This window comes from Mucilaginibacter jinjuensis (assembly GCF_028596025.1).
Lineage (GTDB): Bacteria > Bacteroidota > Bacteroidia > Sphingobacteriales > Sphingobacteriaceae > Mucilaginibacter > Mucilaginibacter jinjuensis.
Window position 1 is genome coordinate 5,411,562 of record NZ_CP117167.1, and the last position, 24,182, is coordinate 5,435,743.

A 24,182-nucleotide genomic window follows, 5' to 3' on the forward strand; every position below is an offset into this window, starting at 1 on the left:
TTAAAATATAAGATCCAGGTCTTTTTTTACTAAAGTTGCAGCAATCTCATAAGGGTCTTCTTCCATCTGGCTCATGTGTGCGAGTATCAATCTGCTGGCATCAATACCTGTTGCATTTGGCGGCAGGCTTCTTACTACATTATTTACCAGGTTAAGCGTATCGTCTTTAACTTTTTTTACCACCTGCCAGGCTTCGTTGCTTACATAAATTTGCTGGGTAATGTTATGCTGATATTCATTACGTACATCGGCCAGTATCATGCTATATAATTCGTGCGGAGTATAATCGGGTGCATTTACGCGGAGTAACAGGTTAGATGGATTAAGGCGTTCGATAAACAATACCATACGCTCGTAAGCCTGTAAACGCAATGGTAAAACCTGGTTGCTGATAGCGCGTTTCATTTCCAGGATCTGGATCCGCTCGCTGCGCATAATGTAAGGTTTAATGAAATAGAAGGAAATACCAACAACGCCTAAACCGGCAATAAGATACTTTAATACGTCCAGCAGTAAACTGATTGAAATCATGGGTAAATTTAAAAATGTTAGGTAACGGTCAAATAAAAGGTTACTCGAACAAAAATCTGCATTTTAGCTTATATTTGTATAGCTAAATAAAAATATAAGATGAGTACTGTTGTTGAAAACCTAGTGGCGCCTGTTACTTTTACCGATGGTGCTGTAAAAGAGATAAAAAAATTAAAAGACCAGCAAGAAATCGGCGACGATTTTGGTCTGCGTGTTGGCGTTGAAGGTGGCGGTTGCGCAGGTATGAACTACATACTGGGTTTCGACCAAACTAAAGACGGCGACAACACTTACTATATTGAAGGTGTAAAAGTTTACATGCACAAAGCACATGGCATGTACCTTGCCGGTATGCAAATCGATTTTCAGGATGGTTTAAATGCACGTGGTTTTACCTTTAACAACCCTAATGCAGCAAGCACCTGCGGTTGCGGTACTTCATTCTCGGTATAAAAGATAAAAGAGTTTACCAATAATTCTTAGACGGACAACAGCAGCGTAATTACTATTGCGCTGCTGTTGTTTTTTGTGCCGATGCCAAAGCAGCATCTATCGTTTTTTCCATCCAGTATATATTATTACGATGGCCGCCTTCGCTCGAGTAGGCTACTTTGCTATCCCTGTCGATAACCACATTGGTCGGGTATAAATGCACACCGTACCTTTGGGCAATATAGCGGCCATTATCTATCACATGGTAGCTTAAGGGGTGATCTTTCAGAAAATCCTTCAAGTCGTACGACTCATCTAAAGCCACAGCAATAAACACAACATCGGGGTTATTTTTATACTTGTTTGCCATTTCAGTCAATTCGGGTATTTCGGCACGGCAAGGCGGGCAGCCTATAAACCAGAAATTGAGAACCAACACCTTTCCCGGCATTTTCCTCAGATCGAGCTTTTCGCCATTCATATCTTTTTCTTTGAAAGGGCTAAAGCTTGTGCCACTGACAAACTGTTTGCTTTCTTCAGGCTTGGGTATCCGGGCCATACTGGCATCCTTTTCCCTCCGTGATCTTTTAACTAAAAAGTACACGGTCGAGTCTGTTCTTGGACCGGTAGATTTTAACATATACTCACCAGATGCCATCAATTTAGTCCACGCTATATAAGGATATACCATTCCGCTCGAGTCTTTAACTATGGCCTCCGGGCCAAGTGCCTTGCGTTTAGTAAGTGATGGATCAGATGTATTCGGGCTTATCTCCTGTGCGTTTACATCAAGCAAACAACAGAATAATATTGAAAGCAATAGGGTTAGTTTTTTCATAAAACATTGTAATAGGGTTACATCTAATATATTTATATTATTGCTCTCAAACAAATCATTAATCTGCTGCTATAATACCCGTATGAAAACATTGTTGAGCTTTATTATTTTATTACTGATATATACAGGCGCATACGCCCAGTTAAAACCCGGTTTTGATGCACAGGAATATCTGGAAATGCTCCGTGCTTCTAAACAACAAAGCGATACCGCATTAAAGCATGATAAAACGCCTCTTCCATTACATTTCAAACAACGCTACCACTCGCCTGCAGGTCCGCTTAAAAACCGCTGGGATTTATTTACCGACGGACAAACTGCCGCCATCGTAATCCGTGGAACTACTGCTGATGCAAGCAGTTGGATGGAGAACTTCTATGCAGCTATGGTTCCCGCCAGCGGACAATTGCATATTGACGATAGCACTACTTTTAAATATCACCTGGCTGACAACCCTAAAGCAGCTGTGCATATAGGCTGGCTGTTGGGGATGGCTTATCTGTCAAAAACCATCGTTCCACAAATCAATAAGCTTTATACTGAGCAGCATATTAAAGACTTTATCATTTTCGGGCATAGCCAGGGCGGGGCTATTGCTTACCTGCTGCGATCTTATCTGGCCGATCTCCAAAGCCGTAAGATTATTCCTGCCGACATCATCTTTAAAACATATAGCAGCGCACCGCCCAAACCGGGCAACCTTTATTATGCTTACGATTATGAATACCTAACCCACGGTGGCTGGGGGCTGGCTGTTGAAAATACTTTAGATTGGGTGCCCGAAACACCGTTCTCGGTACAAACCCTTAGCGATTTTAACGAGGTAAACCCTTTTAAAGATGTGAGCAAGATTGTAGGCAAGCAAAAGTTTTTTGTACGCTTGTATTTAAACCATGTTTATAACCGGCTCAAAAAGCCCTCATACAAAGCACAAAAAAACTACGAGAAATATCTCGGGCATAAGGTTTACGGCTTTATTAAAAAAGAGATGCCGCAATATGTTGAGCCCGAATATGCAGCCACCAACAATTACATGCGCTGCGGCACGCCTATTATCTTAAAACCCGATGCTAACTACGGTACAGTTTTCCCGGCTGATCCTAAAAACCTGGTATTGCATCACCTGTTTTACCCTTATTATTACCTTACCGAACAAAATTATTTACATAACTGATAAACTACTGTAACAAAGCATACAGGCACGCGGTCTAACCCCCATATAAATTCATTAATTTTATAGCATGCCTGTACAAACCAGCTTTAAAGAGAATGTGGCTATAGCCCTGCAATCCATCAGTGGCAACAGGCTGCGCACCTCCCTTACCGCCCTTATTATTGCCATTGGTATTATGGCGCTGGTTGGCATTTTAACCGCTATTGAAGGTATTAGCCAATGGACTAACGAGGCTTTCTCGAGTATGGGGGCCAACTCTTTTACCATCCGTAACCGGGGCTCGGGCATTAGCTTTGGCAATGGCGGTAACCGTAAATATTATAAAGCTATCCGTTATGACGAGGCTGTACGGTTTAAGAAAAATTTCAAACTGCCTGTACAGATTTCCATTAACACTTACGCCTCACAAGCTGCCACTGCAAAATATGGCGACCTGAAAACGAACCCCAATATTGTGATTCTGGGGGCTGATGAAAATTACCTGTTAACGGGCGGTTATAAACTGGCTTCAGGCCGTAATTTTTCATCGTCTGAACTAGAGCATGGTAGCAATGTTGTAATTATTGGCGATGATATTCGTAAACGCTTGTTTAAATCCGGCGACCCTATCAATAAACTGATGTTAATCGGCGCCAATAAATTCAGGGTTATCGGCCTATTGCAATCCAAAGGATCTAGTGCGGGTTTGGGTGGCGATAAAGTTTGTATTATTCCCGTATTTAAAGCCAAGCAGATAACTACCAGTACTAACCCTTCGTTTACCGTGAGTGTAATGGTAAATAACCCCGGAGCTTTGGAGGCAACCATTGGTGAAGCTACATCAGCCTTCCGCAATATCCGTGGCCTAACGATAGACAAAGACAACAACTTCGAAATTACCCGAAGCGACTCCATACAGCAACAACTTGCCGGTCAGCTGGCGGGGATACAACTGGCAGGGTTTGCTGTGGGTATTATTACTTTATTGGGTGCCGCCATCGGCCTCATGAATATTATGCTGGTATCGGTAACAGAACGCACGCGCGAAATTGGTGTACGTAAGGCTATCGGCGCAACGCCATCTATTATCCGTAAGCAGTTTTTAATTGAAGCCATTGTAATTTGCCTGATGGGTTGCGCCGGCGGCATAGTATTGGGTATGGGCGTTGGTAACCTGATAGCCATCCAGATAAGCGGCCACTTTGTAATACCCTGGATGTGGTTATTTATGGCTTTGGTGATCTGTACCGGTATTGGCCTGGGTTCAGGGTATTATCCTGCGAAAAAGGCTTCGAAGCTTGACCCTGTAGAGGCGTTGAGGTATGAGTAGATAAAATTTGTTGTGGGGTACGAAACAACCCCAAGACCGATTAGCGCTGACTTAAATACTTAGATGTAAATATGAATCGATTGTGCTACAATCAACGTTAGTCCCGCTCAATCGCCGCGGGGAGGGCTATTACTTTTTAGCCAAAAAGTAATCAAAAGGCTCACCGGCAAAAGGCTTCTTTACGCACGGGCCATGTCGCACAATCGGTCAGAACACACAGGCCGGGATCTTTTGCCCCGCTACGCGCGCGCAAAGTCGGCCCTTCTGCAAAATCTCCAATGCCTCTTTCCACTACACGAGGCCGCCATTGTTCTGCCCGCTTTTGGCCGAAGCTGTTTGCCGGAGAAGAGAAACAAGAATCGAGAGTCAAGAATCAAGACAAAAAAATAGAAGGAATTTTATGCCGAGCCCATCACTACCTTAACATAACCTCTTTTCACGCAGCATTGGCAATGTTGCGGCAACCACAGGTATTGCCCAACCACTGCAAGTTCATAGCAACAGGGCCCGGCTGCGAGCTTTCTTTTGGTTACTTTTCTTTGGCGGTCAAAGAAAAGTGACATCCACTGACGATCATATTACTCACACTACCATTCCTAATGAAAAACGGATTTCTGCAAGATGCACTTTCTGCGACGAGATTGCTTCGTTCCTCCTCGCAATGACAAAAGGAAATAAAGTTTACAGCAACAACTTATTCTTCAACGTCTCCTGTTCAAAAATTAACTTTTTCAAATAGGGTTCTTTTAAGGTTTGCTCAAAAGCGTCTGCATGGCGTGGGTGGTGCATATCGCTCGATATAAAATCAATCATTTGGGCATCTATCAGCTCTTCGGCTGCCTGCCTGGCTGCATGGCCGTAATAGCCGCAAAGTGAATTTGTGTTAATCTGTAATAAGCTCCCCCACTCCCTTATCTCCACATATTCTTTCATCGTTAAATAGGGATACCGTTCCGGATGCGCCAGAATAGGCTGATAGCCTTTTGCACGCATTTTTTTAATAGTATCAATTAAGTGGAGTGGCTTGCTTACAAAAGAAAGCTCGAACAATACATAGTTATCGCCCATTGTTAGCAATGAGCCTTCATCTATGCGTTGTTCGAACAATTCATCAAACAAATGTTCGGCGGCAGCGCTGATGTCAATATCCATCCGCTCTTCTACCAGTTTAGCTTTTAGCAAATCGAGCGAAGCGCTAATCGTTTCGGGCGTATTCTTATACAGATCGGCCATGATGTGCGGCGTGGCGATGATCTTTTTAATCCCCAAATCCATCATCTTTTGGATGAGGACGATAGATTCTTCTACCGTTTGCGCGCCATCATCTATACCCGGCAGCACATGCGAGTGCATATCAACGGCTATAGTGTCGTAATAAAACTCAATTATGCGGGTATCAACCTCTTCTTTTCTCTTTCGCTTAAAAAGCCCGAACATATTTATCTGTTTGCGTACTGGCTTTGATAGTATTGCTGGTAATTACCAGAAGTTACATCATTAAGCCACTCTTCATTCTCTAAAAACCAATCAACTGTTTTTTCCAAACCTTCTTCAAAAGTTACGCTTGGGGTCCAGCCTAATTCGTTTTTAAGTTTAGTAGCGTCGATGGCATAACGTAAGTCGTGCCCCGCACGGTCGGTTACAAAAGTGATCAGCTTGGCCGATTCACCTTCTTCCCTACCTAATTTCTTATCCAAAATAGCGCATAGGGTGTGGATCAGGTCAATATTTTTCCACTCATTATGGCCGCCAATATTATAAGTAGCGCCGGCTTTAGCTTCGTGAAAAATTAATTCGATGGCACGGGCATGGTCTTCCACCCATAACCAGTCGCGGATATTTTCGCCTTTACCGTAAACAGGAACGGCTTTATTTTGCTTGATGTTATGAATTGCCAACGGGATCAGTTTTTCCGGAAAATGGAATGAACCATAGTTGTTAGAGCAATTTGAGATCACCACATCCATACCATAAGTATCATGGTAAGCACGCACAAAATGATCTGAACCTGCTTTTGATGCCGAATAAGGCGAATGCGGATCGTAAGCTGTAGTCTCTGTAAACATACCGGTTTCGCCCAGTGTACCGTAAACCTCGTCGGTTGATACATGGTAAAAACGGTGTTCGTTATATTTATCTTTCCAGATGTGGCGGGCAGCGTTTAATAAGTTAACGGTACCGATCACATTAGTCATCACAAACTCCAGTGGGTTAACGATAGAACGATCTACATGCGACTCTGCAGCCAGGTGAATTACTGCATAAGGTTGTTCCTGCTCAAACAGGTTTTGAATAAAAGCAGCATCAACAATATCGCCTTTAACAAAACTGTAGTTAGGTTCGTTCTCAATATCCTTTAAGTTGGCCAGGTTACCGGCATAGGTCAATTTATCTAGATTGATAATATGATATTCCGGGTGGTTTTTAACAAAACGGCGCACAACGTGCGAGCCAATAAAACCAGCGCCTCCTGTGATGATAATTTTTTTCATATATAGTTAATACGTATTATAAAGGATTTTGGTTCAGGTACTTCTCCCATGCCCAGGCCGATGCCATCATGGTATCTAAACTCAATTCGGCACGCCAGCCCAGTACATTGGCCGATTTGGTTACATCGCCCCAAACCTGCTCAACATCACCCGCACGGGCAGGGCCAATTTCATAAGGTAATTTAACGCCGGTAGCTTTTTCAAAGGCATTAATAACCTCTAACACCGAGCTGCCATTACCGGTACCCAGGTTAAACATATCATACCCTTTAAAGCTATCTTTCTCCATTAATTTAAGGGCGATAACATGTGCTTTAGCCAAATCTACCACGTGGATATAATCCCTAACGGCGCTACCATCGGGTGTATTATACTGGTCGCCGTGTACGGTTAATTTTTCGCGTTTACCAATAGCCGTTTGGGTAATAAACGGCACCAGGTTTTGTGGCACACCAATTGGTAATTCGCCAATCAAGGCCGACTCATGTGCCCCCACCGGGTTGAAGTAACGCAATGAGATCACTTTATAATTAGTTCCCGAAGCTACCATATCGGTCAGTATTTCTTCGGCTATTTGTTTGGTATTACCATAAGGGGATTGTGCCGGTTTTACAGGCGCATCTTCTGTAACAGGTAACTGATCGGGCTGGCCGTATACGGTACAGCTTGATGAAAATACAAAATTTAAGGGCTTACCGTAGTAAGCATTCAACAAATTAATTAAGGAATAAAAGTTATTGCGATAATATTTCAACGGCAATTTAACCGACTCGCCTACTGCCTTAAATGCAGCAAAATGGATAATACCAGATAAATCGGGAACAGCAGTAGCCAGTGTTTGCACAGAAGCTTCATCGCACAGATCTAATTGGTGAAATACTGGCCTGAAACCCAGGATGGTGGTCAGCTGGTCTAATATTTTAATATTAGAGTTCGATAGATCGTCTACGATAATCGGCTCGTAACCCGCGTTTACTAACTCTACAACTGTGTGCGAACCTATGAAACCCAGGCCGCCGGTAACTAATATTTTGCTCATTTTTTTAATTTGTCGATTTGTTGATGAAGTAATTTGTCAATTAATTATCCCTCCCGTCATGCCGAACTTGTTTCGGCACCCCACATGCTAAGTATACAATTAGCAAGGCTTAAACCTGTCCTGTGGGTTCCTGAAACAAGTTCAGGATGACATACATTGGGAATGAACTAAAACAACTATTTTTACCCCCGGACGAATATAAGGAATTTCATTTTTTAATGTTGCTGTTATATAACATTGGCATACGCCTTTACTTTTTAGCTGTATACGCGGCTTCATTTTTTAATGCAAAGGCTAAGCTCTGGATAAAAGGGCGCAGTAACCAACACATTGCAACAACAGAAGGTTGTATTTGGTTTCATTTTGCCTCATTAGGTGAGTTTGAACAAGGCCGGCCGGTTTTAGAAGCACTCAGAGCCAAAGATCCTGGTACCAAAATAGTTATTACTTTTTTTTCTCCTTCGGGATATGAGATCAGGAAGAACACGCCTTTGGCCGATGCCGTTTATTACCTGCCGCTGGATACTGCTACTAATGCCCGCAATTTCATTAATACTATAAAACCCAAGGCTGCCATATTTACCAAGTACGAATACTGGTATCATTATTTTAACCAACTTCACCAGCAGCACACCCCGCTTTACATTGTATCCGGAATTTTTAGGCCGAAACAAATATTTTTTAAATGGTATGGCGGTTTGCATCGCAGCATGCTAAAAATGGCAACCCACTTTTTTGTGCAGGATGAGGCCTCTGTTAATTTGCTTAAATTAATAAACATTAACACCGCAACCGTAAGTGGCGATACCCGTTTCGATCGTGTTTGGGCTAATGCCAACTCGCCAAAAGAACTGCCAATTATAGCCGAATTTAAAAACAACCAAAAAGTATTTATAGCCGGCAGTACCTGGCCGCAGGATGAGGAATTGCTCTCAACCATCATTACCCGCCACCCGGATTGGAAATGGATAATCGCCCCACACGAAATTGGCGAAGAGCGTATTGTGAAATTATTGGATATTTTACCATCCGAGAGCACCATAAGATTTTCGCAAATCACCGACAACCGACAACCGATAACCGACAACCGAATACTCATTATTGATAATATCGGCATGCTCTCATCCCTCTATCAATATGGCGAAGTAGCCTATATAGGCGGCGGCTTTGGCCGGGGGATACATAACACTTTAGAAGCGGCGGCCTTTGGCTTACCTGTAATTTTCGGGCCTAATTACTCGGCGTTTAAAGAAGCGCGGGATATTGTACATTTGAAAGCAGGGATCAGTATTAGCAATGCCGGGCAGTTAATTGAAGCTACAGATTTATTGATGCTGGATACGGAGTATCGTGGTTTTGCATCGCAGAAAATTAAAGCTTATGTACAGCAGAATGTTGGGGCTACAGATAAGATTTTAGAGGCGATTGGGTAATCCGCTTATTCCAGGTTGTCATTTCGACGACAGGAGAAATCTTATGCAACAGGACTTATAGTCGTACAAGATCTCTTCTATCGTCGAGATGACAAACCGTTTATTTTAAAGAAAAAACAATCTTACTTACCCTTTGCCAAACCTTCCAGCGTATCAATAAACAGCGGGTTATCATTCAAACTTTCTACCAGTTGAATATGCTCGCCGCCGAGGTTTTTAAACTCGGTATTGTACTCTTCAGATACTTCGTAAACAGTTTCCAGGCAGTCGGCCACAAACGCCGGGCAAAATACCAGCATACGTTTTTTACCCTGTGCAGCAAGTTCTTTAATTACCTCACTGGTGTAAGGCTGCACCCAGGGATCATTACCCAGGCGCGATTGAAAACAGATGGTATATTTTTCTCTCGGGATACCCAGTTCTTCGGCAATTAAACGGGCGGTATCATGCGACTGTGCCGAATAGCAGAATTTATTAACGTCGTTAAGGGTTTCGCAGCAGCTATCTTTTTTAAGGCAATAGTTACCGGTATGGTCGCACTTAATCAGCTGGCGTTGCGGTAAGCCGTGGAAACTAAACAATACGTGATCAAAGTTTTCGACACCATGCTTTTTGCTATTCTCCGCAAAAGCCTTGATCATTGATGGCTCGTTATGGAACGAGTTAACAAACGAAATATTAGGGATAGTTTGCCAGGTGCGCACCAGCTCCATCACCTTATCGATAACCGAACCTGTACTTGCCGAGGCATACTGCGGAAACATCGGAATTACGCGGATGCTTTCTACCAGGTTAGCTTTCAGTCGGCCTAAAGCTTCTTCAATTGATGGACTTTGGTAGCGCATAGCCAGCTCAACCTGGTACTCATCGCCCAGGCGTTCCTGCAATAATTTTTGCTGAATAATACTGTAGTACAATAACGGGGAACCGGTTTCTTTCGACCAGATCTCCTGGTACAACTTAGCCGACTTAGGGCTGCGGAAAGGCGTAATTACGCCTCGTACCAAAAAGGTGCGCAGCACAGGGTTAACATCAATAACCCTCCCATCCATTAAAAACTCGTTTAAATATTTGCGAACATCCGCCGTTTGCGGGCTATCCGGTGTACCTAAATTGACTAACAGTATTCCTTTTTTCGACATAATTGAGTGCCGCAAATATCGAATATTTTTTGTCAACTATTTGTAATACTCCCTGTAGATGATGGAGATCACTTTTTTTCATACCCTATAGAGAAATTCTATTGTTTGTCAATTGGAGGCGTCGTTTTCCAAAGCATCCACCAGGGCGTACCCGGCGAAGCATGGTGCTCATAATGATAACCGAAAAAATAGCACGACAGGAATGCCAGTACATGATTGCGTTTTTGCGTACTCGAATGGTATTGGTTATTGTGCTCACCCTTATGTGGTTGATAAGTACCAAAATAAAATAACTGTAAAGTGCTTAGTAACGATGGCACTACCCAAAACATAATGAGGTTGGGCTGAGGGAGCCAGATCTTTAGGATATTAAACAATATTGCCATCCACACCACCTGCCATATAGATAAATAGTTTCTAATAAAACGGATATACCAACTGATGAAATTGCCTTGGTGATAATCGGGATCTAACTCCGTATGCACATGCTGATGATGCTGATGGTGCTTGGTATACAACTTTGGATACCAGAAAGCAGCATAAACAAAAGTGGCTATAAAACCAGCTGCATTATTAATGCTTTTGTTTGATGATACTGTACCATGCATCGCATCGTGCGCGGTAATAAACAAGCCGGTATACAAATGCATTTGCAGCAACACAAAAAGATAAACTAAAGGATTGGTAAAGCTGAAATGCCATTGCATTAACAGGATGGTAGATAAGGCCCAGCCGCCGATGATGAGAATGGCAAAGAAAGCTCCCCAGCCTCCGCCGATAGGCGGAGAAGTAGAAGTTGATAAGTCGATCTTCTTGGGTGTATCCATTGTAAGATTAACTTATCTGTTTATCATTTGTTCCGTAATCTTTTTATTGTTCCCCATTTAGGGGGTTAGGGGGTTAAAACTTTTCCAGCGCGACCTTCACATCCTGCATCAACCACATTGGGGTTGATGTTGCGCCTGCAATACCGATGGTATCACCAGTGGCAAACATTTCGGGATGAAGTTCATCTACCGAAGAAACGAAGTAAGTATCCGGGTTATATTTTTTACACACCTCGAACAGTACCTTACCGTTTGATGATTTCTTGCCCGATACAAACACAATCTTGTTAAACTTGGTTACAAAAGTGTGCAGGTCTTTGTCGCGGTTTGATACCTGTCGGCAAATGGTATCGTTAGCCTTTAACTCATAGCCGCGGTTAATCAGTTCGTCTTTAATGGCGTAAAATTTCTCGGTGCTTTTGGTGGTTTGGCTATAAAGGGTAATTTGTTTAGGTAGATCAACATTATCCAGCTCGGCTATATCCTGAAATACCAGGGCATCGCCATTGGTTTGGCCCTGTAGACCGATTACTTCGGCATGGCCATGTTTACCGAAGATGATGATGTTCTCTTTTGAGTCGTGCGAGGTTTTGATGCGGTGCTGGAGTTTTAACACTACCGGGCATGAAGCATCAATCAGCATAATATTATTTTCGAGCGCGGTACGATAAGTATCCGGAGCCTCGCCATGCGCGCGAATCAGCACTTTCTCGTTGTGCAGCATTTTTAGATCGTCATGATCTATAATGCGAAGGCCTTTGGCTTTCAGGCGTTCAACCTCTTCATCATTGTGTACAATATCGCCCAGGCAATATAAATAGCCTTGCTCTTCCAGAATTTCTTCGGCCATGTCAATGGCATAAACCACCCCGAAACAAAAGCCCGAATCCTGATCGATAGTTACCTGAAGATTGTACTCGCCCATGCCTGCAAATTTACGCTAAAATTTTTCTTATTTTTTGTCATTTCGACGATAGGAGAAATCTTATGCGTTAATCCAAATCGCAAATGTATGGAGCAGAAGATTTCTCAGTCGTACCTCCTTCGAAATGACAAAACTTTTGTTAAAGATTCGCCATTTTTGGTGTTGTCACCAACAATTATAGGACATGTTACCAAGCAGGCTGTTGGTGACAACACCAACAGCGGCGCAGAGATTAAAATATCCTTACATCAAATTCAATACCCCAAAAAACACAAACTGCACACCCAACAGTATCGGCCCTACCCAGCTTTGTTTCTTAAATTTAAATTGTTCGAAGATCCAAAGCATTAAACCACTCACCAAAAACCAGCTGACGTAATTTTTCATTGGCACAATGCTGTCAGCCCAATGCCAGTAATCAAACCTTACGGCAACGGGTTCAATCTGCATATCGAGCAGTACCAGTACCAATGCACCTAAAATAATTCGTGCCCAGTTGCTTTTAATCCGCAAACGCTGCATGGTTACCCCTGCTGAATAAATAAGCAGGAACCAATTGATGCCGATGGTTAACGGGATCTCGAAAACATTTATACCTAATGTTTCGCCATAAACATAATCGCCAAAAAGCCAGCCTTTGTGTACACCTATCCATTCGGCAAAAAAGCCTAATACATAGATCAGGATAACAAAGCCTAAAAAACGCTCGTCGATATACTTGTGGTTAAAGAAAACTACCAGCAACATCAACAATAAATGAAACGGAACAATTTTTAAAAACAGGACATGTGTAGCGGGGAGCATCAGTCCGATTAGCCCCACTGTGTGAAACAACACAATAATAACCTTTGCTGCTTTTGCGCTTAAACACGGCGGCCTTTCCATAGTGTTGTTTTTGTTAAGTGTTTTTGAATGGCGAAAAAGCCAATAATAGCCATGCTGCCCATTTGCAGCGGATGTAAAAAAGTATTTTGCCCGTTGCTTTGGTTAGAGAGTAAGGAAACCATACTGCGGGTAAGCATAATAATGCCGCACATAAAAACTATGAGCTGCAAATTAAGGGTTGAAATTACAATAAGCGGACCGCCAATAATTACCACTAAATAAAGCAAAAAGCCTATTATGCTATAATTAAAAGCCGCCAAAAAGTTTTTGCTGAAGCCATCAATAGCATCGTTATAGCCGTTGTACATGCGGCAGCTAATCATCCCGTTGGCCAGCAATGCTTCGCCCTTTAATCCATTTGATTTCACTAACCGCATAATCTCTACATCCTCCACTATTTTATGCTGCACCTGCTGGTGCCATCTTTGCTGACGGTATACGGCAGCGTCGAACAGCATAAACTGACCGCTAGCTGCCGCAAACGCAGGATTTTTAGACAGATAAACCAAGCGAATGGGCAATAAATTAATGAGAATATAATGCATCAGTGGCACTACTATTTTTTCACCCAGGGTCAGCATTTCCTGGTCGGTAAATAAGCTGAGCAGAGCCAGGTTATTGGTTTCCATCCGGTGTACAGAACTGTTAATTAAGCCGCGTGCTATTTGTTCATCTGCATCCAGGTAAAGCAGGTAACGGCCGGTTGCCAGTTGCGCCAACTGATGGCAGGCATAATTTTTACCCAGCCAATCGGCAGGCAGGGGTTTACCTTTTACAATACTGAATTTGGGGTTTTGTGCGATGAACGCTTCGCAGACCTGGAAGGTATTATCTGTCGAATCATCATCGAGGATAATCACTTCGTAATTATCATATTCCTGCTCGACGATAGACTCGAGTAAAAAGAGAATATTTTTTTCCTCGTTCCGAACGGGGATTAATATCGATACCTTATCGTGATATCGCTTACCAACCCGCCTTAATTTGGGGTTAGATATAAAATTGAACAGGGTTACCACAAACCGCAGGATCAGGAAGAAGAATATTACCGAGAGAATGATGATCACCTTTATACAACGTTTTTGCTTTGCTCCTGTTTAGCAGTTTGATAATAAGATTGAAAGGTTTGTTGCAGTTCGTTAATGTCTGCAAAGCTTTCTGTGTGCACCTGCAAATTTACATTAACGGTAGCTTTTTTATTTTGCAGATGCTCTATAAAACTAACTGCAAAAACGGATTGAAATTGCCCGGCTACTTGTTTAATTACCCGCGATAAGCCGTTTTGAAACTGGATTTGATCCACAAAGTTAGAATATAAAGTACCCTGCGGAAAGATCAGCACCAGGTTATCAGGCTCGGCCAACAGACTGGCCGTATAATCTAATGAAGCGATAATATCCCTCGTTCCCTTTTGCACCGTGTAGGCCCCCAGGTACTTCATGAACGAATTTTTCCTACCTGTCTCTTCCAATATCATTACATGAAACTTCTTTTTAAACAACAGTTTATTGAGCTGAAACATTAGGAAACCGTCCCACCAGCTATAATGATTCGGCAGCAATAAGATAGACTTATGCGGATCAATATCTACCCTATTAAAATTAAAAGCATGAAAGTGCCGACCGATGATATAAGATATATACCGGGTAAAAAAGCCTCTGATAAAAATATTTTTTTGAGGGCGGATCATGCTGCCAGCCAAGATAGGGAAAAAAGAGAAGCAAGAACCGAGAGACAAAGAAACAAGATTATCGGGCATTACAAATGCCCGGAAGTTTTAAGCACGCGTTGCAAACGCGCGCAAGAGCGATGAGTAAAAAACGCGGGTGTCATGCTGAGCTCCGTCGAAGTATGGTGGGTAGGCCTCTGCGCGCGACACTTCAACAGCGCTCAATGTGACAAGTCCTACAAATAGCTTAATCAAAATTGTCATTGCGAGGAGGAACGACGTGGCAATCTCGTAGCCAATGCTTATTTGATATGCATGCGACGAGATTGCCACGCTATCGCTCGCAATGACAAAAATTAAAAGAAATATACAAATTATTGCTGCGGAGGTTTAAAGCGTGGCTTAAACCCAATTTTGGGAGGTGTAGTAGCTTCGGGCTTTTCTTCAGCTTTTTCTTCTATAGGAGGTATTATAGCAACGCCCTCTGTTTGTTGAGTTTCTTTTGAAGGAACATCAATATCCTCTGCTTTAGGCTGTTTTATCGGCGTATCAACAGTAGGTACAGCTTTGGTTACTCCTGCTTTAAAACGTGGCGTGAAGCCAACTTTGGTTGATGGAGCAGACTGCTCGACTTTCTCTTCTTCAACTTTTGGTTGCTCAGCAGGTGCTTCTGTCGCGGGCTTGGTTACTCCGGCTTTAAACCGCGGTGTAAAACCAACCTTGGCTGGTGGGGCGGGTTCAACAGGTTTCTCTTCTTCAACCTTCGGCTCTTCAACCGGTATCTCCGTTACAGGCTTAGTTACTCCAGCCTTAAAACGTGGTGTAAAACCAACTTTGGCTGGCGGAGTGGTTTTAGGCGGTTCTTCTGCAGGTTTTGCATCCTCGGCTTTGGGTTCAGTTGCCGGCTCTTGTGTCTTGGCCGTTACACCTGCTTTGAAACGCGGTGTAAACCCGGGCTTAGCAATGGTCGCAGATTTATCGGTATTAGTGTTCTCTTCACTAATCTCAGGCGTTGGTTTTTCTACAGGCTCAGTAGGTTTTACAGCGGTTGCACCAGCCTTAAAGCGTGGCGTAAACCCAACTTTAGGCTTTTCTTCAATAACAGGTTCGGTAAGCGTTTCGGTAATAGTTTGCTCCGCAAGTGGGTTTTCAATCACTACCTTTTCAGTCTTAACCTCAACCGGCACAGGGAATTGCCGACGTAGTTTATTGAACCAATACTTTTTGGTATGGTCGAAGCTTTTTTCGCCCATCAGTTCGAAGTGCTCTTTAAATTCAGCAAAAAGAGTTCCCTCCGCCTGTTGTAAGGTAGTTAGGTTGATCTTTTTCTTCTTAAAAAACTCTTCGAAAGACATTCTGTAATGTGCTAATTTGTCGATTTGTTAATTTGTCAATTATTCCTATCATTTTGAAGGACATTGACAAATTACTGAATTGGCTAATTATTCTTATCAATTTGAAAGACATTGACAAATTGCCGAATTAGCAAATTGGCTAATTAACAAATTAGCTAATTGCCAAATTGATTCCCAGCTTATTCCAACGGATACCATTTCCGGCATGCGTCCAATCGGCACGATCTTCTTCGCTGGCATCACGCAGGGCAGGGAAAAACGCCAGCGGGAACACCTGCTGTTTACCATCAGGCATTTCAACAAAAAGCATATCGTTCTCAAAAGTAATTTTGAGGTTTTGCTGTTGCTTACGTGAGGTGAATACGGCCATATCTCAATTTGTTGATTTGTCAATTAGCTAATTCGGCAATGGCTTTGCTAACTAAATTATTAGCTAATTTATCGAATTTAATAATCGTCAATGATTCTTATCCAATTGAAAAAAATCATTGACAAATTATCGAATTAGCTAATTGCCAAATTATTCTGCCATATTATGATAAACGGCAAGTACGTCATCGTCTTCGTCCAGTTTATCAATTAGTTTAAGGGCATCTGCGGCTTGCTCTTCGGTAACTTCGGTGGTTGATAACGGGATACGCTCCAGCTTTGCCGATTTTACTTCGAAACCTTGCTCCTCTAAAGCTTTTTGCATTTTACCAAAATCTTCAAAGGCAGCAGTAATTACGCCAATATCGTTTCCTTCTTCGTCAGATTCAACGTGTAGGTCTTCCAGTCCGGCGTCGATCAATTCAAACTCCAGTTCTTCCAGGTCACGGTCGCCGGGTACAAAACGGAAGATCGATTTACGGCTGAAAATAAAATCCAGCGAGCCTGTTTTACCCATAGTACCACCCACTTTGGTGAAGTAGCTGCGTACGTTGGCAACGGTACGGTTGGTGTTATCAGTAGCGGTTTCAACCAATATGGCTACACCATGTGGCGCATAACCTTCGTATACAAATTCTTCGTAGTTTGATGCGTCTTTATCGGTTGCACGTTTAATAGCAGCCTCAACACGGTCTTTAGGCATGTTTACCGCCTTGGCATTTTGTATAGCAGTACGTAAGCGCGAGTTGGTTTCGGGGCTGCCGCCACCTTCTTTAACCGCCATTACAATCTCTTTCCCTAAACGGGTAAACTGGATGGCCATTTTGGCCCAACGCTTAAACTTTCTTTCTTTACGGAATTCGAATGCTCTTCCCATAGTATTTTTTATGAATTCACCGATACCTTATGATTTCACCGATTTGTCAGTGATTCCATTAATTTATAGTGACTGATTTAATTGATGGTACGAATTTCACAAATTATAGCGAATTGTACGAACAACAAAGTTAATAACTCAATAACAAATAACTGAATAACTATTTACTAAGATTACCCAGCATTTCTTCGGTCATTTTCTCCAATCCGAATTCGAGCTTCCAACCCCAATCTTGCTGAGCCTGGCTGTCGTCAATTGATTTTGGCCAACTATCCGCAATGGCCTGGCGTGGGTCGTTATCTGCATAACTGATCTCAAATTCCGGGATATGTTTTTTAATCTCGGCCGATAAAATCTCGGGAGTAAAGCTGATACCGCCCAAATTATAACTCGAGCGGATGCTGATGTTTTCGGCAGGTGCATCCATTAAGCTGATGGTAGCGCGGATGGCATCGTCCATATACATCATCGGCAAAGCTGTGTGTGCCGATAAAAAGCTGGTATAAGTTTTAGTTTTTAAAGCTTCGTGGAAAATGTGGATAGCATAATCTGTAGTACCGCCGCCCGGTGCAGCCTTCCAGCTGATTAACCCCGGGTAACGGATGCTGCGCACATCTAAACCATGTTTGGCGTGGTAATATTCGCACCAGCGCTCACCGGCCAGTTTGCTGAAACCGTAAACCGTATTAGGGTCCATCACACAATATTGTGGTGTATTATATTGAGGAGAATGCGGACCGAACACCGCGATTGAGCTTGGCCAGAAAACTTTAGCCGTTTTAAATTCAACAGCAAGGTCTAAAACAGATAACAGGCCGTTCATGTTTAAATCCCAGGCCAGTTTGGGTTTTTGTTCGCCTACGGCCGATAACATGGCTGCCAGCAAGTATACTTGCGTAGGTTTATATTTTTCGAAAACGTTACGCAGGTTATCTTTATCCAGTACGTTTACAAATTCAAAAGGGCCGTCTTTAATAACGTCTGCTGCGTTGTTTATGTCAGAGGCGATAACCTGTTCTGCACCGTAAATACCGCGCAAAGCCAACACCAGTTCTGTCCCTATCTGGCCGTTTGCGCCTATCACTAAAATCTTCTCGCTCATGCAAAATCTAATAAAGCGCAAAGGTAAAAAAATGCATCAAATGCCTTTATAATAATGCTGTCACAATCATTAACGACCTGTTTGGTAGCATATTTCAGAAAAAAGTCGCATATTTGGATTCAGGTTTTATTTAAAAATTATATTTAACAACAAAAATGAAAGTCGCAGTAGTAGGTGCTACTGGTTTAGTAGGCACCAAAATGTTGCAGGTTCTTGCAGAACGCAACTTCCCAATCACAGAATTAATCCCGGTTGCTTCGGCAAAAAGTGTAGGTAAAGAAGTTACTTATAAGGGTAAGCAATATAAGATTGTTTCTGCTGAGGATGCGATAAAGCAAAAGCCTGAAATTGCTATTTTCTCTGCCGGCGGAAGCACTTCTTTAGAGCAAGCCCCATTATTTGCAGCTGCAGGTATCACCGTTATCGATAACTCATCTGCATGGCGTATGGACCCAACCAAAAAACTGGTTGTGCCAGAAGTTAATGCTGATGTTTTAACTGCCGAAGATAAGATCATCGCTAACCCTAACTGTTCTACAATCCAAATGGTAGTGGCTTTAAAACCACTGCACGATAAATATAAAATTAAACGCGTGGTAGTATCAACCTACCAGTCTGTAACCGGTACTGGTGTAAAAGCGGTTGACCAGTTAATGAACGAGCGCGCCGGTATTGAAGGCCCGATGGCTTATCCGTACAAAATTGATTTGAACGTATTGCCGCATATCGATGTTTTCCAAGAAAATGGTTACACCAAAGAAGAAATGAAAATGGTGCTGGAAACCAAGAAAATTATGGGCGACGATAGCATCCGTGTTACAGCTACCACCGTGCGTATCCCGGTAATGGGCGGCCACTCTGAGTCTGTTAACATTGAATTTGCCAACGATTTCGACCTGGCAGAAGTTCGCGATATTTTGAGCAAAGCCCCTGGCGTTATTGTGGTTGACGATGTTGCTAACCTGCAATACCCTACCCCGCTTGAGGCACACGATAAAGACGAAGTATTTGTAGGCCGCATCCGCCGTGATGAAACCCAGCCGAACACGCTGAACTGCTGGATCGTATCAGATAACCTGCGTAAAGGTGCTGCTACCAATGCCGTGCAAATTGCAGAGTACCTGGTTGCCAATCATCTGGTTGGGCAGGCTGTAGAAGCGTAAGCTTGATTTCGGAAGTCGGATTTTCGATTTCGGATTTATAATATTTGAGGGATAGCGAAAGCTATCCCTTTTTTATTGGCTTTAATTATATTAGCTGCATGAAACCCCTAATCTTATCACTACTAATTACATTTTCATTTTTAAATGCATTTGCCCAACCGGTAAAAGAAAAAGCTGTTGAAGCAGACCTTCGTAAATGCTTTAATAAAATAAATTATTGGGAGCTTGACGAAAACCGAATGAAAAGCGACACATCAATGGATTCTTTAAACAAAGCGAACCAGGTATTTGCTGCAAAGCTGAAAAATTATGCCACCGCTTACCCTGCGATACTTACAATGTCGTTAAAAAGTTTGTCTCCGGATGTTAAGATACTGACCTCTGCAGATCAGCAATTCAGGATCTATTCATGGAGTACCGGCATGAGTGGCACTATCGGTAACTGTGGCAATGTTATTCAGTATAAAGCGGGCCCGGTCGTTAAATCGATACTTGATATTGGTACTATGGATGAATTTAACCAGAACTATTTTTTTGAACTCCACTCGTTAAATATTAATGGGCAAAATTACTATGTGGCGCTTGTATCGCGGGCACTTGGAGATTCTGGAAATGAGGAAGCCATAAAAATGTTCGCCATTAATAATGTCGTGCTGGACGATAAGGTAAAGATCATCAAAACAACATCAGGCTTGCATAATTCAATAAATTATGCCTATAACGGAGGTTCGGAAGAAAGCAACCCGCCCAACCCCGATATTGAGTACAACGATGCCACCCAAACATTTACCTTACCTGTAGTTGTTGCCAAAGGAAAAGTAACCCGCAACAGAATTATATATAAATTTACCGGTCAGTATTTTGAGCGTGTAAAAAATTGACATCTAATTTGATAATCCTTAAAGCAAATTAATAATTCGTTTTTTATAAGTAAATTTGATATATGAACGAAGTGTTTTTTTTAGTTGAGGAGGCTTTGGAGGGAGGCTTTACCGCAAAAGCAATGGGCGAATCTATATTTACAGACGGCGAAACCATTGAAGAGTTAAAGAATAACATTAAAGAAGCCGTTTTAGCTCATTACGATGAAGGTATGGCTCCTAAAATTATTCGTTTACATTTAGTTAAAGAAGAAATAATTACTGTATAGCTTCTAATACATGTCTCCAAAAACACCCCGAAATATATCGGGTAAGCAGTTAATTAAAGTTCTTCAGAAATATGGATATGAAAGCACAAGGCAAAAGGGCAGTCATATTCGTTTAACTAATTCTTCAAAGTCAACAACTCATCATATAACAATTCCCGACCACGATCCTTTAAAGCTCGGACACTTTCTGGAATACTTAATGAGGTCTGTCAATATTTAGAAATAACCCGCGAATAACTTTTAAAGAACTTATAATGATCTCCTTTAGCCACCGCGTATTTTTAGAAGTTGCTGCCAACCTGAGTTTCTCTAAGGCGGCACAGGTACTCTTTGTAACCCAGCCAGCCATCAGCAAACATATTAAGGCGATGGAAGACCGTTACAAAGTACCTTTCTTCGAGCGCAAGGGTAACAGTATCATCCTGACCGAGGCCGGTAAAAAGATGAACGAATACCTTTTGCAGGCTACCGAGATTGAGCGAAAGATAGAATACGATTTGTCGATTCTCAGCAACCTGTCGCACGCGGCGGGGCATTTGCGTTTGGGGGCCAGTACTACCATTGCGCTATATATTTTGCCGTCGATATTGTCAGGCTTTCAGCGCGAATACAGCAATGTGGATATTCAGCTGGTAAACCGTAACTCCGAATATATTTTAAACGCCCTGCTTACCCACGAGGTTGATGTGGGTATTATTGAGGTAGATAACAAGCTTACCACTGTTTCTTACAAGCCTTTTATGAGCGATGAGGTGATCCCGGTTTGTTCGGCAAACAGCCCCTTGGCGGGTAAGAAATTGACGCTTAAACAATTACTAAAAACACCGCTTGCCCTGCGCGAGCGTGGCTCGGGTACGCTGAATGCGCTGTTGAAAGCTCTGGCAGGTCATCAGATTACCCCGGCCGATCTTTCGGTAAAAATTCGTTTAGGTGGTACCGAGGCTTTGAAGAACTTCTTGCTGGCCGATCAATGCCTGGGCTTTATGCCGAGGCCATCGATAGTGCGCCAACTTACCGAAGGCGATCTGGTAGAGGTTCCGATTGAGGGTTTGAAAATTACCCGCGACTTCTATTTTATCCGTAGAAAAGGTACCGAAGATTACGGCCTCACCAGTAATTTTATCGATTACGCTATGCAAAATCAAAGTACAAAAATCTAAAACCTTGCCCCGTTCCCCCGGTTGTTATTAATACTAAACAATAAACAACCATGGGACAATTAAATAACAAAAACGTAGCCATCCTTACCGAAGAAGGATTTGAGCAGGTAGAGTTAACCAGCCCTAAAGAAGCGTTGGAAGAAGCCGGTGCTACCGTACATATTATATCGCCCAAAAGCGGCAAAATTAAAGCCTGGGACCACGACCACTGGGGTATTGAAGTAGAAGTTGATAAACAACTAAGCGAAGTGCATCCCGAGGATTATGATGCCCTGGTACTACCCGGCGGCGTGTTAAACCCCGACAAGCTTCGCCAAAATAAAGATGCTGTTGCCTTTGTAGCTGCATTTTTAAAAGAAGGTAAGCCACTGGCCGCTATCTGTCACGGCCCGCAAATGCTAATCGAGACCGGCTTAATCAAAGGCAGAAAATTAACATCATATCCATCACTCCACACCGATTTAGTTAATGCCGGTGCCAATTGGGTCGATGAAGAAGTTGTTGTAGACAACGGCCTCGTAACCAGCCGTACGCCTGCCGATTTACCAGCCTTTAACCGCAAAGCGATTGAAGAAATTGCAGAGGGCGTACACGCGTAAGGAGAGAGTCAAGAAACAAGAATCAAGACCCTTCTTGCACAAACTATACACGTCATTGCGAGGTACGAAGCAATCCCCGACCTACAGAACCGCTCTGTATTGTTCGCGATTGCTTCGTACCTCGCAATGACGTTCTTTTTTGAGTTATTATATATTTGCACGTGCCCACTAAAAAAGCCCTCATTATCGGAGCCGGAATTGCCGGAATTGCTACTGCCATACGTTTGGCAGTAAAATGGTACGAGGTTGAAGTTTTCGAGGTCAATAGTTATCCGGGTGGTAAGCTTACTTCGATACAAAAAGACGGTTACCGTTTCGATGCAGGCCCCAGTCTATTTACCATGCCGCAGTATGTGGATGAGCTGTTTACACTGACCGGTAAAAACCCGCGCGATTATTTTAACTATCAAAAACTGGAAGTAGTTTGCCAATACTTTTACGAGGATGGCACGCAACTAACGGCTTACGCTGATGAGCAAAAACTGGCTAATGAAATAGCTGCCAAAACCGGTGAAGCTGCCGAGGCGATGCAGAAATTTGCTGCCAATAGTAAAAGAATTTACCAAATCACCAATCATGTTTTTTTAGAGCGATCCCTGCATCAAATAAAAACTTACCTGCGGTTTAATACCCTCAAATCTATTTTAAGGTTATTGCAGATTGATGCTATGCGCACTATGCATAAAGCCAATCAGAACTTTTTTAAGGATAGCCGCATGGTGCAGTATTTCGACAGATATGCCACTTATAACGGATCGAACCCATATAGTGCACCTGCAACCTTAAATGTGATCCCTCACCTCGAGCAGCATTACGGCGCTTGGTTTCCCGAAGGGGGTATGCAGGCTATAACCGACAGCCTTGTAAAGTTGGCCGAATCTGTAGGGGTAAAATTTCACTATAACTCGCCTGTTGAGGAAATAGTTATTGAAGACAAAAGGACGAAAGGGATAAAGATAAAGGATGCTTTTCTTCCGGCTGATGTTGTGGTCTCTAATATGGATGTGTGGTTTACTTATCAAAAATTACTCAGCAAGTATCCTGCACTTCAACCTAAAAAAATACTACAGCAAGAACGCAGCAGCTCTGCCCTGATATTTTATTGGGGAATTAAAAAGCTGTTTAAACAACTCGACCTGCACAATATATTTTTCAGCGCCGATTACGAGGCCGAGTTCAATCACATCTGGCAGGAAAAAAATATCAGCGATGATCCTACCATTTACCTCAATATCAGCTCTAAATATAAACCTGATGATGCACCTGCCGGGCACGAGAATTGGTTTGTAATGATCAATGTACCCAACAATACCGGGCAGGATTGGGATAAACTGATCGATGAAGCGCGGGAAAACATTCGTAAAAAACTATTCCGCATTTTGGGCGCAGATGTTAAACAGTTGATTACTTCTGAAAGCATTCTTGATCCCCGAAGTATCGAAAGTAAAACTTCATCTTATCAGGGTTCTTTATACGGCAATAGCTCTAACACACAATTCGCTGCGTTTTTAAGGCATGCTAACCGGTCTGCCAGAATTAAGAATCTATATTTCTGCGGAGGAAGCGTGCATCCTGGCGGAGGGATTCCGTTGGCTTTGCTATCGGCGAAGATTGTAGGGGAATGGGTGAAATAAAGAATCGAGAGCCAGGAATCAAGACAAAAAATAATCCGCTACCGCAAGTTTCTAACTTGTGGTAATACTTATGTAAG

The 24,182-nt window shown here is 42.7% G+C and carries 26 protein-coding genes; 11 read left to right on the forward strand and 15 right to left on the reverse strand.

Translation table 11 applies throughout. From position 1 onward, the window contains the following. Positions 1-531, reverse strand: a complete 531-nt coding sequence (locus PQO05_RS23355) for a DUF7935 family protein (protein ID WP_273629860.1) — start codon at positions 529-531, stop codon at positions 1-3. A 99-nt stretch (positions 532-630) separates the two neighbouring features. Here PQO05_RS23355 and PQO05_RS23360 point away from each other — a divergent pair, with 99 nt between their 5' ends. Continuing rightward, positions 631-984 carry a HesB/IscA family protein gene (locus PQO05_RS23360; RefSeq protein ID WP_273629861.1) on the forward strand — a complete coding sequence of 118 codons (354 nt, stop codon included), beginning with the start codon at positions 631-633 and terminating at the stop codon, positions 982-984. 52 nt (positions 985-1,036) lie between these two features. Here PQO05_RS23360 and PQO05_RS23365 read toward each other — a convergent pair whose 3' ends face one another. Beyond that, positions 1,037-1,801: a TlpA family protein disulfide reductase gene (locus tag PQO05_RS23365; protein WP_273629862.1), complete on the reverse strand. Its 765-nt coding sequence runs from the start codon at positions 1,799-1,801 to the stop codon at positions 1,037-1,039. Positions 1,802-1,883: 82 nt separating this feature from the next. Between PQO05_RS23365 and PQO05_RS23370 the strand changes: the two genes are divergently transcribed. Together PQO05_RS23370 and PQO05_RS23375 are read left to right on the forward strand one after the other, a co-directional pair. Next, positions 1,884-2,975 carry a lipase family protein gene (locus PQO05_RS23370; protein ID WP_273629863.1) on the forward strand — a complete coding sequence of 364 codons (1,092 nt, stop codon included), beginning with the start codon at positions 1,884-1,886 and terminating at the stop codon, positions 2,973-2,975. A gap of 67 nt (positions 2,976-3,042) precedes the next feature. Next, positions 3,043-4,284 carry an ABC transporter permease gene (locus tag PQO05_RS23375; protein ID WP_273629864.1) on the forward strand — a complete coding sequence of 414 codons (1,242 nt, stop codon included), beginning with the start codon at positions 3,043-3,045 and terminating at the stop codon, positions 4,282-4,284. Between the two features lie 681 nt (positions 4,285-4,965). On the opposite strand, the gene PQO05_RS23380 is transcribed toward PQO05_RS23375, so the two are convergent. From PQO05_RS23380 to galE, 3 genes are read right to left on the reverse strand one after another with little or no spacing between them, the layout of a single operon-like run. After that, entirely contained in the window at positions 4,966-5,721 is a 756-nt protein-coding gene (locus PQO05_RS23380; RefSeq protein WP_273629865.1) for a tyrosine-protein phosphatase, read from the reverse strand. Between the two features lie 2 nt (positions 5,722-5,723). Beyond that, complete coding sequence (gene rfbB / locus PQO05_RS23385) at positions 5,724-6,776, reverse strand: dTDP-glucose 4,6-dehydratase (RefSeq protein WP_273629866.1); 1,053 nt, start codon at positions 6,774-6,776, stop codon at positions 5,724-5,726. Positions 6,777-6,792: 16 nt separating this feature from the next. Then, positions 6,793-7,815, reverse strand: coding sequence for a UDP-glucose 4-epimerase GalE (galE, locus tag PQO05_RS23390; protein WP_273629867.1), 1,023 nt, complete (start codon positions 7,813-7,815; stop codon positions 6,793-6,795). 218 nt (positions 7,816-8,033) lie between these two features. Here galE and PQO05_RS23395 point away from each other — a divergent pair, with 218 nt between their 5' ends. Next, on the forward strand, positions 8,034-9,248 hold the full coding sequence (locus tag PQO05_RS23395) for a 3-deoxy-D-manno-octulosonic acid transferase (protein WP_273629868.1): 1,215 nt from the start codon (positions 8,034-8,036) through the stop codon (positions 9,246-9,248). Positions 9,249-9,370: 122 nt separating this feature from the next. On the opposite strand, the gene hemH is transcribed toward PQO05_RS23395, so the two are convergent. The 10 genes from hemH to PQO05_RS23445 all read right to left on the reverse strand — a co-directional run bounded on the left by hemH (position 9,371) and on the right by PQO05_RS23445 (position 18,399). Continuing rightward, a complete protein-coding gene (gene hemH / locus PQO05_RS23400) occupies positions 9,371-10,390 on the reverse strand; it encodes a ferrochelatase (RefSeq protein ID WP_273629869.1) in 1,020 nt (339 codons plus the stop codon). A 98-nt stretch (positions 10,391-10,488) separates the two neighbouring features. Beyond that, positions 10,489-11,217 carry a fatty acid desaturase gene (locus PQO05_RS23405; RefSeq protein WP_273629870.1) on the reverse strand — a complete coding sequence of 243 codons (729 nt, stop codon included), beginning with the start codon at positions 11,215-11,217 and terminating at the stop codon, positions 10,489-10,491. Positions 11,218-11,290: 73 nt separating this feature from the next. Further along, positions 11,291-12,142, reverse strand: coding sequence for a 4-hydroxy-3-methylbut-2-enyl diphosphate reductase (locus PQO05_RS23410; RefSeq protein WP_273629871.1), 852 nt, complete (start codon positions 12,140-12,142; stop codon positions 11,291-11,293). A 243-nt stretch (positions 12,143-12,385) separates the two neighbouring features. Then, on the reverse strand, positions 12,386-13,027 hold the full coding sequence (locus PQO05_RS23415; protein WP_273629872.1) for a carotenoid biosynthesis protein: 642 nt from the start codon (positions 13,025-13,027) through the stop codon (positions 12,386-12,388). Then, positions 13,006-14,094 (reverse strand): glycosyltransferase family 2 protein, encoded by a 1,089-nt coding sequence (locus tag PQO05_RS23420; protein WP_273629873.1) that lies wholly within the window; start codon positions 14,092-14,094, stop codon positions 13,006-13,008. The genes PQO05_RS23415 and PQO05_RS23420 overlap by 22 nt, the downstream gene beginning before the upstream one ends. A gap of 2 nt (positions 14,095-14,096) precedes the next feature. Beyond that, positions 14,097-14,717, reverse strand: coding sequence for a 1-acyl-sn-glycerol-3-phosphate acyltransferase (locus tag PQO05_RS23425; RefSeq protein WP_273629874.1), 621 nt, complete (start codon positions 14,715-14,717; stop codon positions 14,097-14,099). 353 nt (positions 14,718-15,070) lie between these two features. Then, positions 15,071-16,051, reverse strand: coding sequence for a hypothetical protein (locus PQO05_RS23430; protein ID WP_273629875.1), 981 nt, complete (start codon positions 16,049-16,051; stop codon positions 15,071-15,073). Between the two features lie 151 nt (positions 16,052-16,202). After that, positions 16,203-16,421 (reverse strand): DUF2442 domain-containing protein, encoded by a 219-nt coding sequence (locus PQO05_RS23435; RefSeq protein ID WP_273629876.1) that lies wholly within the window; start codon positions 16,419-16,421, stop codon positions 16,203-16,205. A gap of 150 nt (positions 16,422-16,571) precedes the next feature. Next, a complete protein-coding gene (locus tag PQO05_RS23440) occupies positions 16,572-17,297 on the reverse strand; it encodes a YebC/PmpR family DNA-binding transcriptional regulator (RefSeq protein WP_273629877.1) in 726 nt (241 codons plus the stop codon). Positions 17,298-17,457: 160 nt separating this feature from the next. Further along, complete coding sequence (locus PQO05_RS23445) at positions 17,458-18,399, reverse strand: NAD-dependent epimerase/dehydratase family protein (protein ID WP_273629878.1); 942 nt, start codon at positions 18,397-18,399, stop codon at positions 17,458-17,460. 155 nt (positions 18,400-18,554) lie between these two features. Between PQO05_RS23445 and PQO05_RS23450 the strand changes: the two genes are divergently transcribed. The 7 genes from PQO05_RS23450 to crtD all read left to right on the forward strand — a co-directional run bounded on the left by PQO05_RS23450 (position 18,555) and on the right by crtD (position 24,105). Then, on the forward strand, positions 18,555-19,562 hold the full coding sequence (locus PQO05_RS23450) for an aspartate-semialdehyde dehydrogenase (protein WP_273629879.1): 1,008 nt from the start codon (positions 18,555-18,557) through the stop codon (positions 19,560-19,562). A gap of 98 nt (positions 19,563-19,660) precedes the next feature. After that, the gene (locus tag PQO05_RS23455; RefSeq protein ID WP_273629880.1) at positions 19,661-20,443 is read left to right on the forward strand and encodes a hypothetical protein; all 783 of its coding nucleotides are present in this window, start codon (positions 19,661-19,663) and stop codon (positions 20,441-20,443) included. 62 nt (positions 20,444-20,505) lie between these two features. After that, positions 20,506-20,712 carry a 2-oxoisovalerate dehydrogenase gene (locus PQO05_RS23460; RefSeq protein WP_273629881.1) on the forward strand — a complete coding sequence of 69 codons (207 nt, stop codon included), beginning with the start codon at positions 20,506-20,508 and terminating at the stop codon, positions 20,710-20,712. Between the two features lie 10 nt (positions 20,713-20,722). Then, positions 20,723-20,932: a type II toxin-antitoxin system HicA family toxin gene (locus PQO05_RS26775; protein ID WP_420490375.1), complete on the forward strand. Its 210-nt coding sequence runs from the start codon at positions 20,723-20,725 to the stop codon at positions 20,930-20,932. Between the two features lie 34 nt (positions 20,933-20,966). Further along, on the forward strand, positions 20,967-21,872 hold the full coding sequence (locus PQO05_RS23465) for a LysR substrate-binding domain-containing protein (RefSeq protein WP_273629882.1): 906 nt from the start codon (positions 20,967-20,969) through the stop codon (positions 21,870-21,872). 50 nt (positions 21,873-21,922) lie between these two features. Next, positions 21,923-22,471, forward strand: a complete 549-nt coding sequence (locus PQO05_RS23470; RefSeq protein WP_273629883.1) for a type 1 glutamine amidotransferase domain-containing protein — start codon at positions 21,923-21,925, stop codon at positions 22,469-22,471. 161 nt (positions 22,472-22,632) lie between these two features. Continuing rightward, positions 22,633-24,105, forward strand: a complete 1,473-nt coding sequence (crtD, locus tag PQO05_RS23475) for a 1-hydroxycarotenoid 3,4-desaturase CrtD (protein WP_273629884.1) — start codon at positions 22,633-22,635, stop codon at positions 24,103-24,105. The last annotated feature ends 77 nt before the right edge of the window (positions 24,106-24,182 follow it).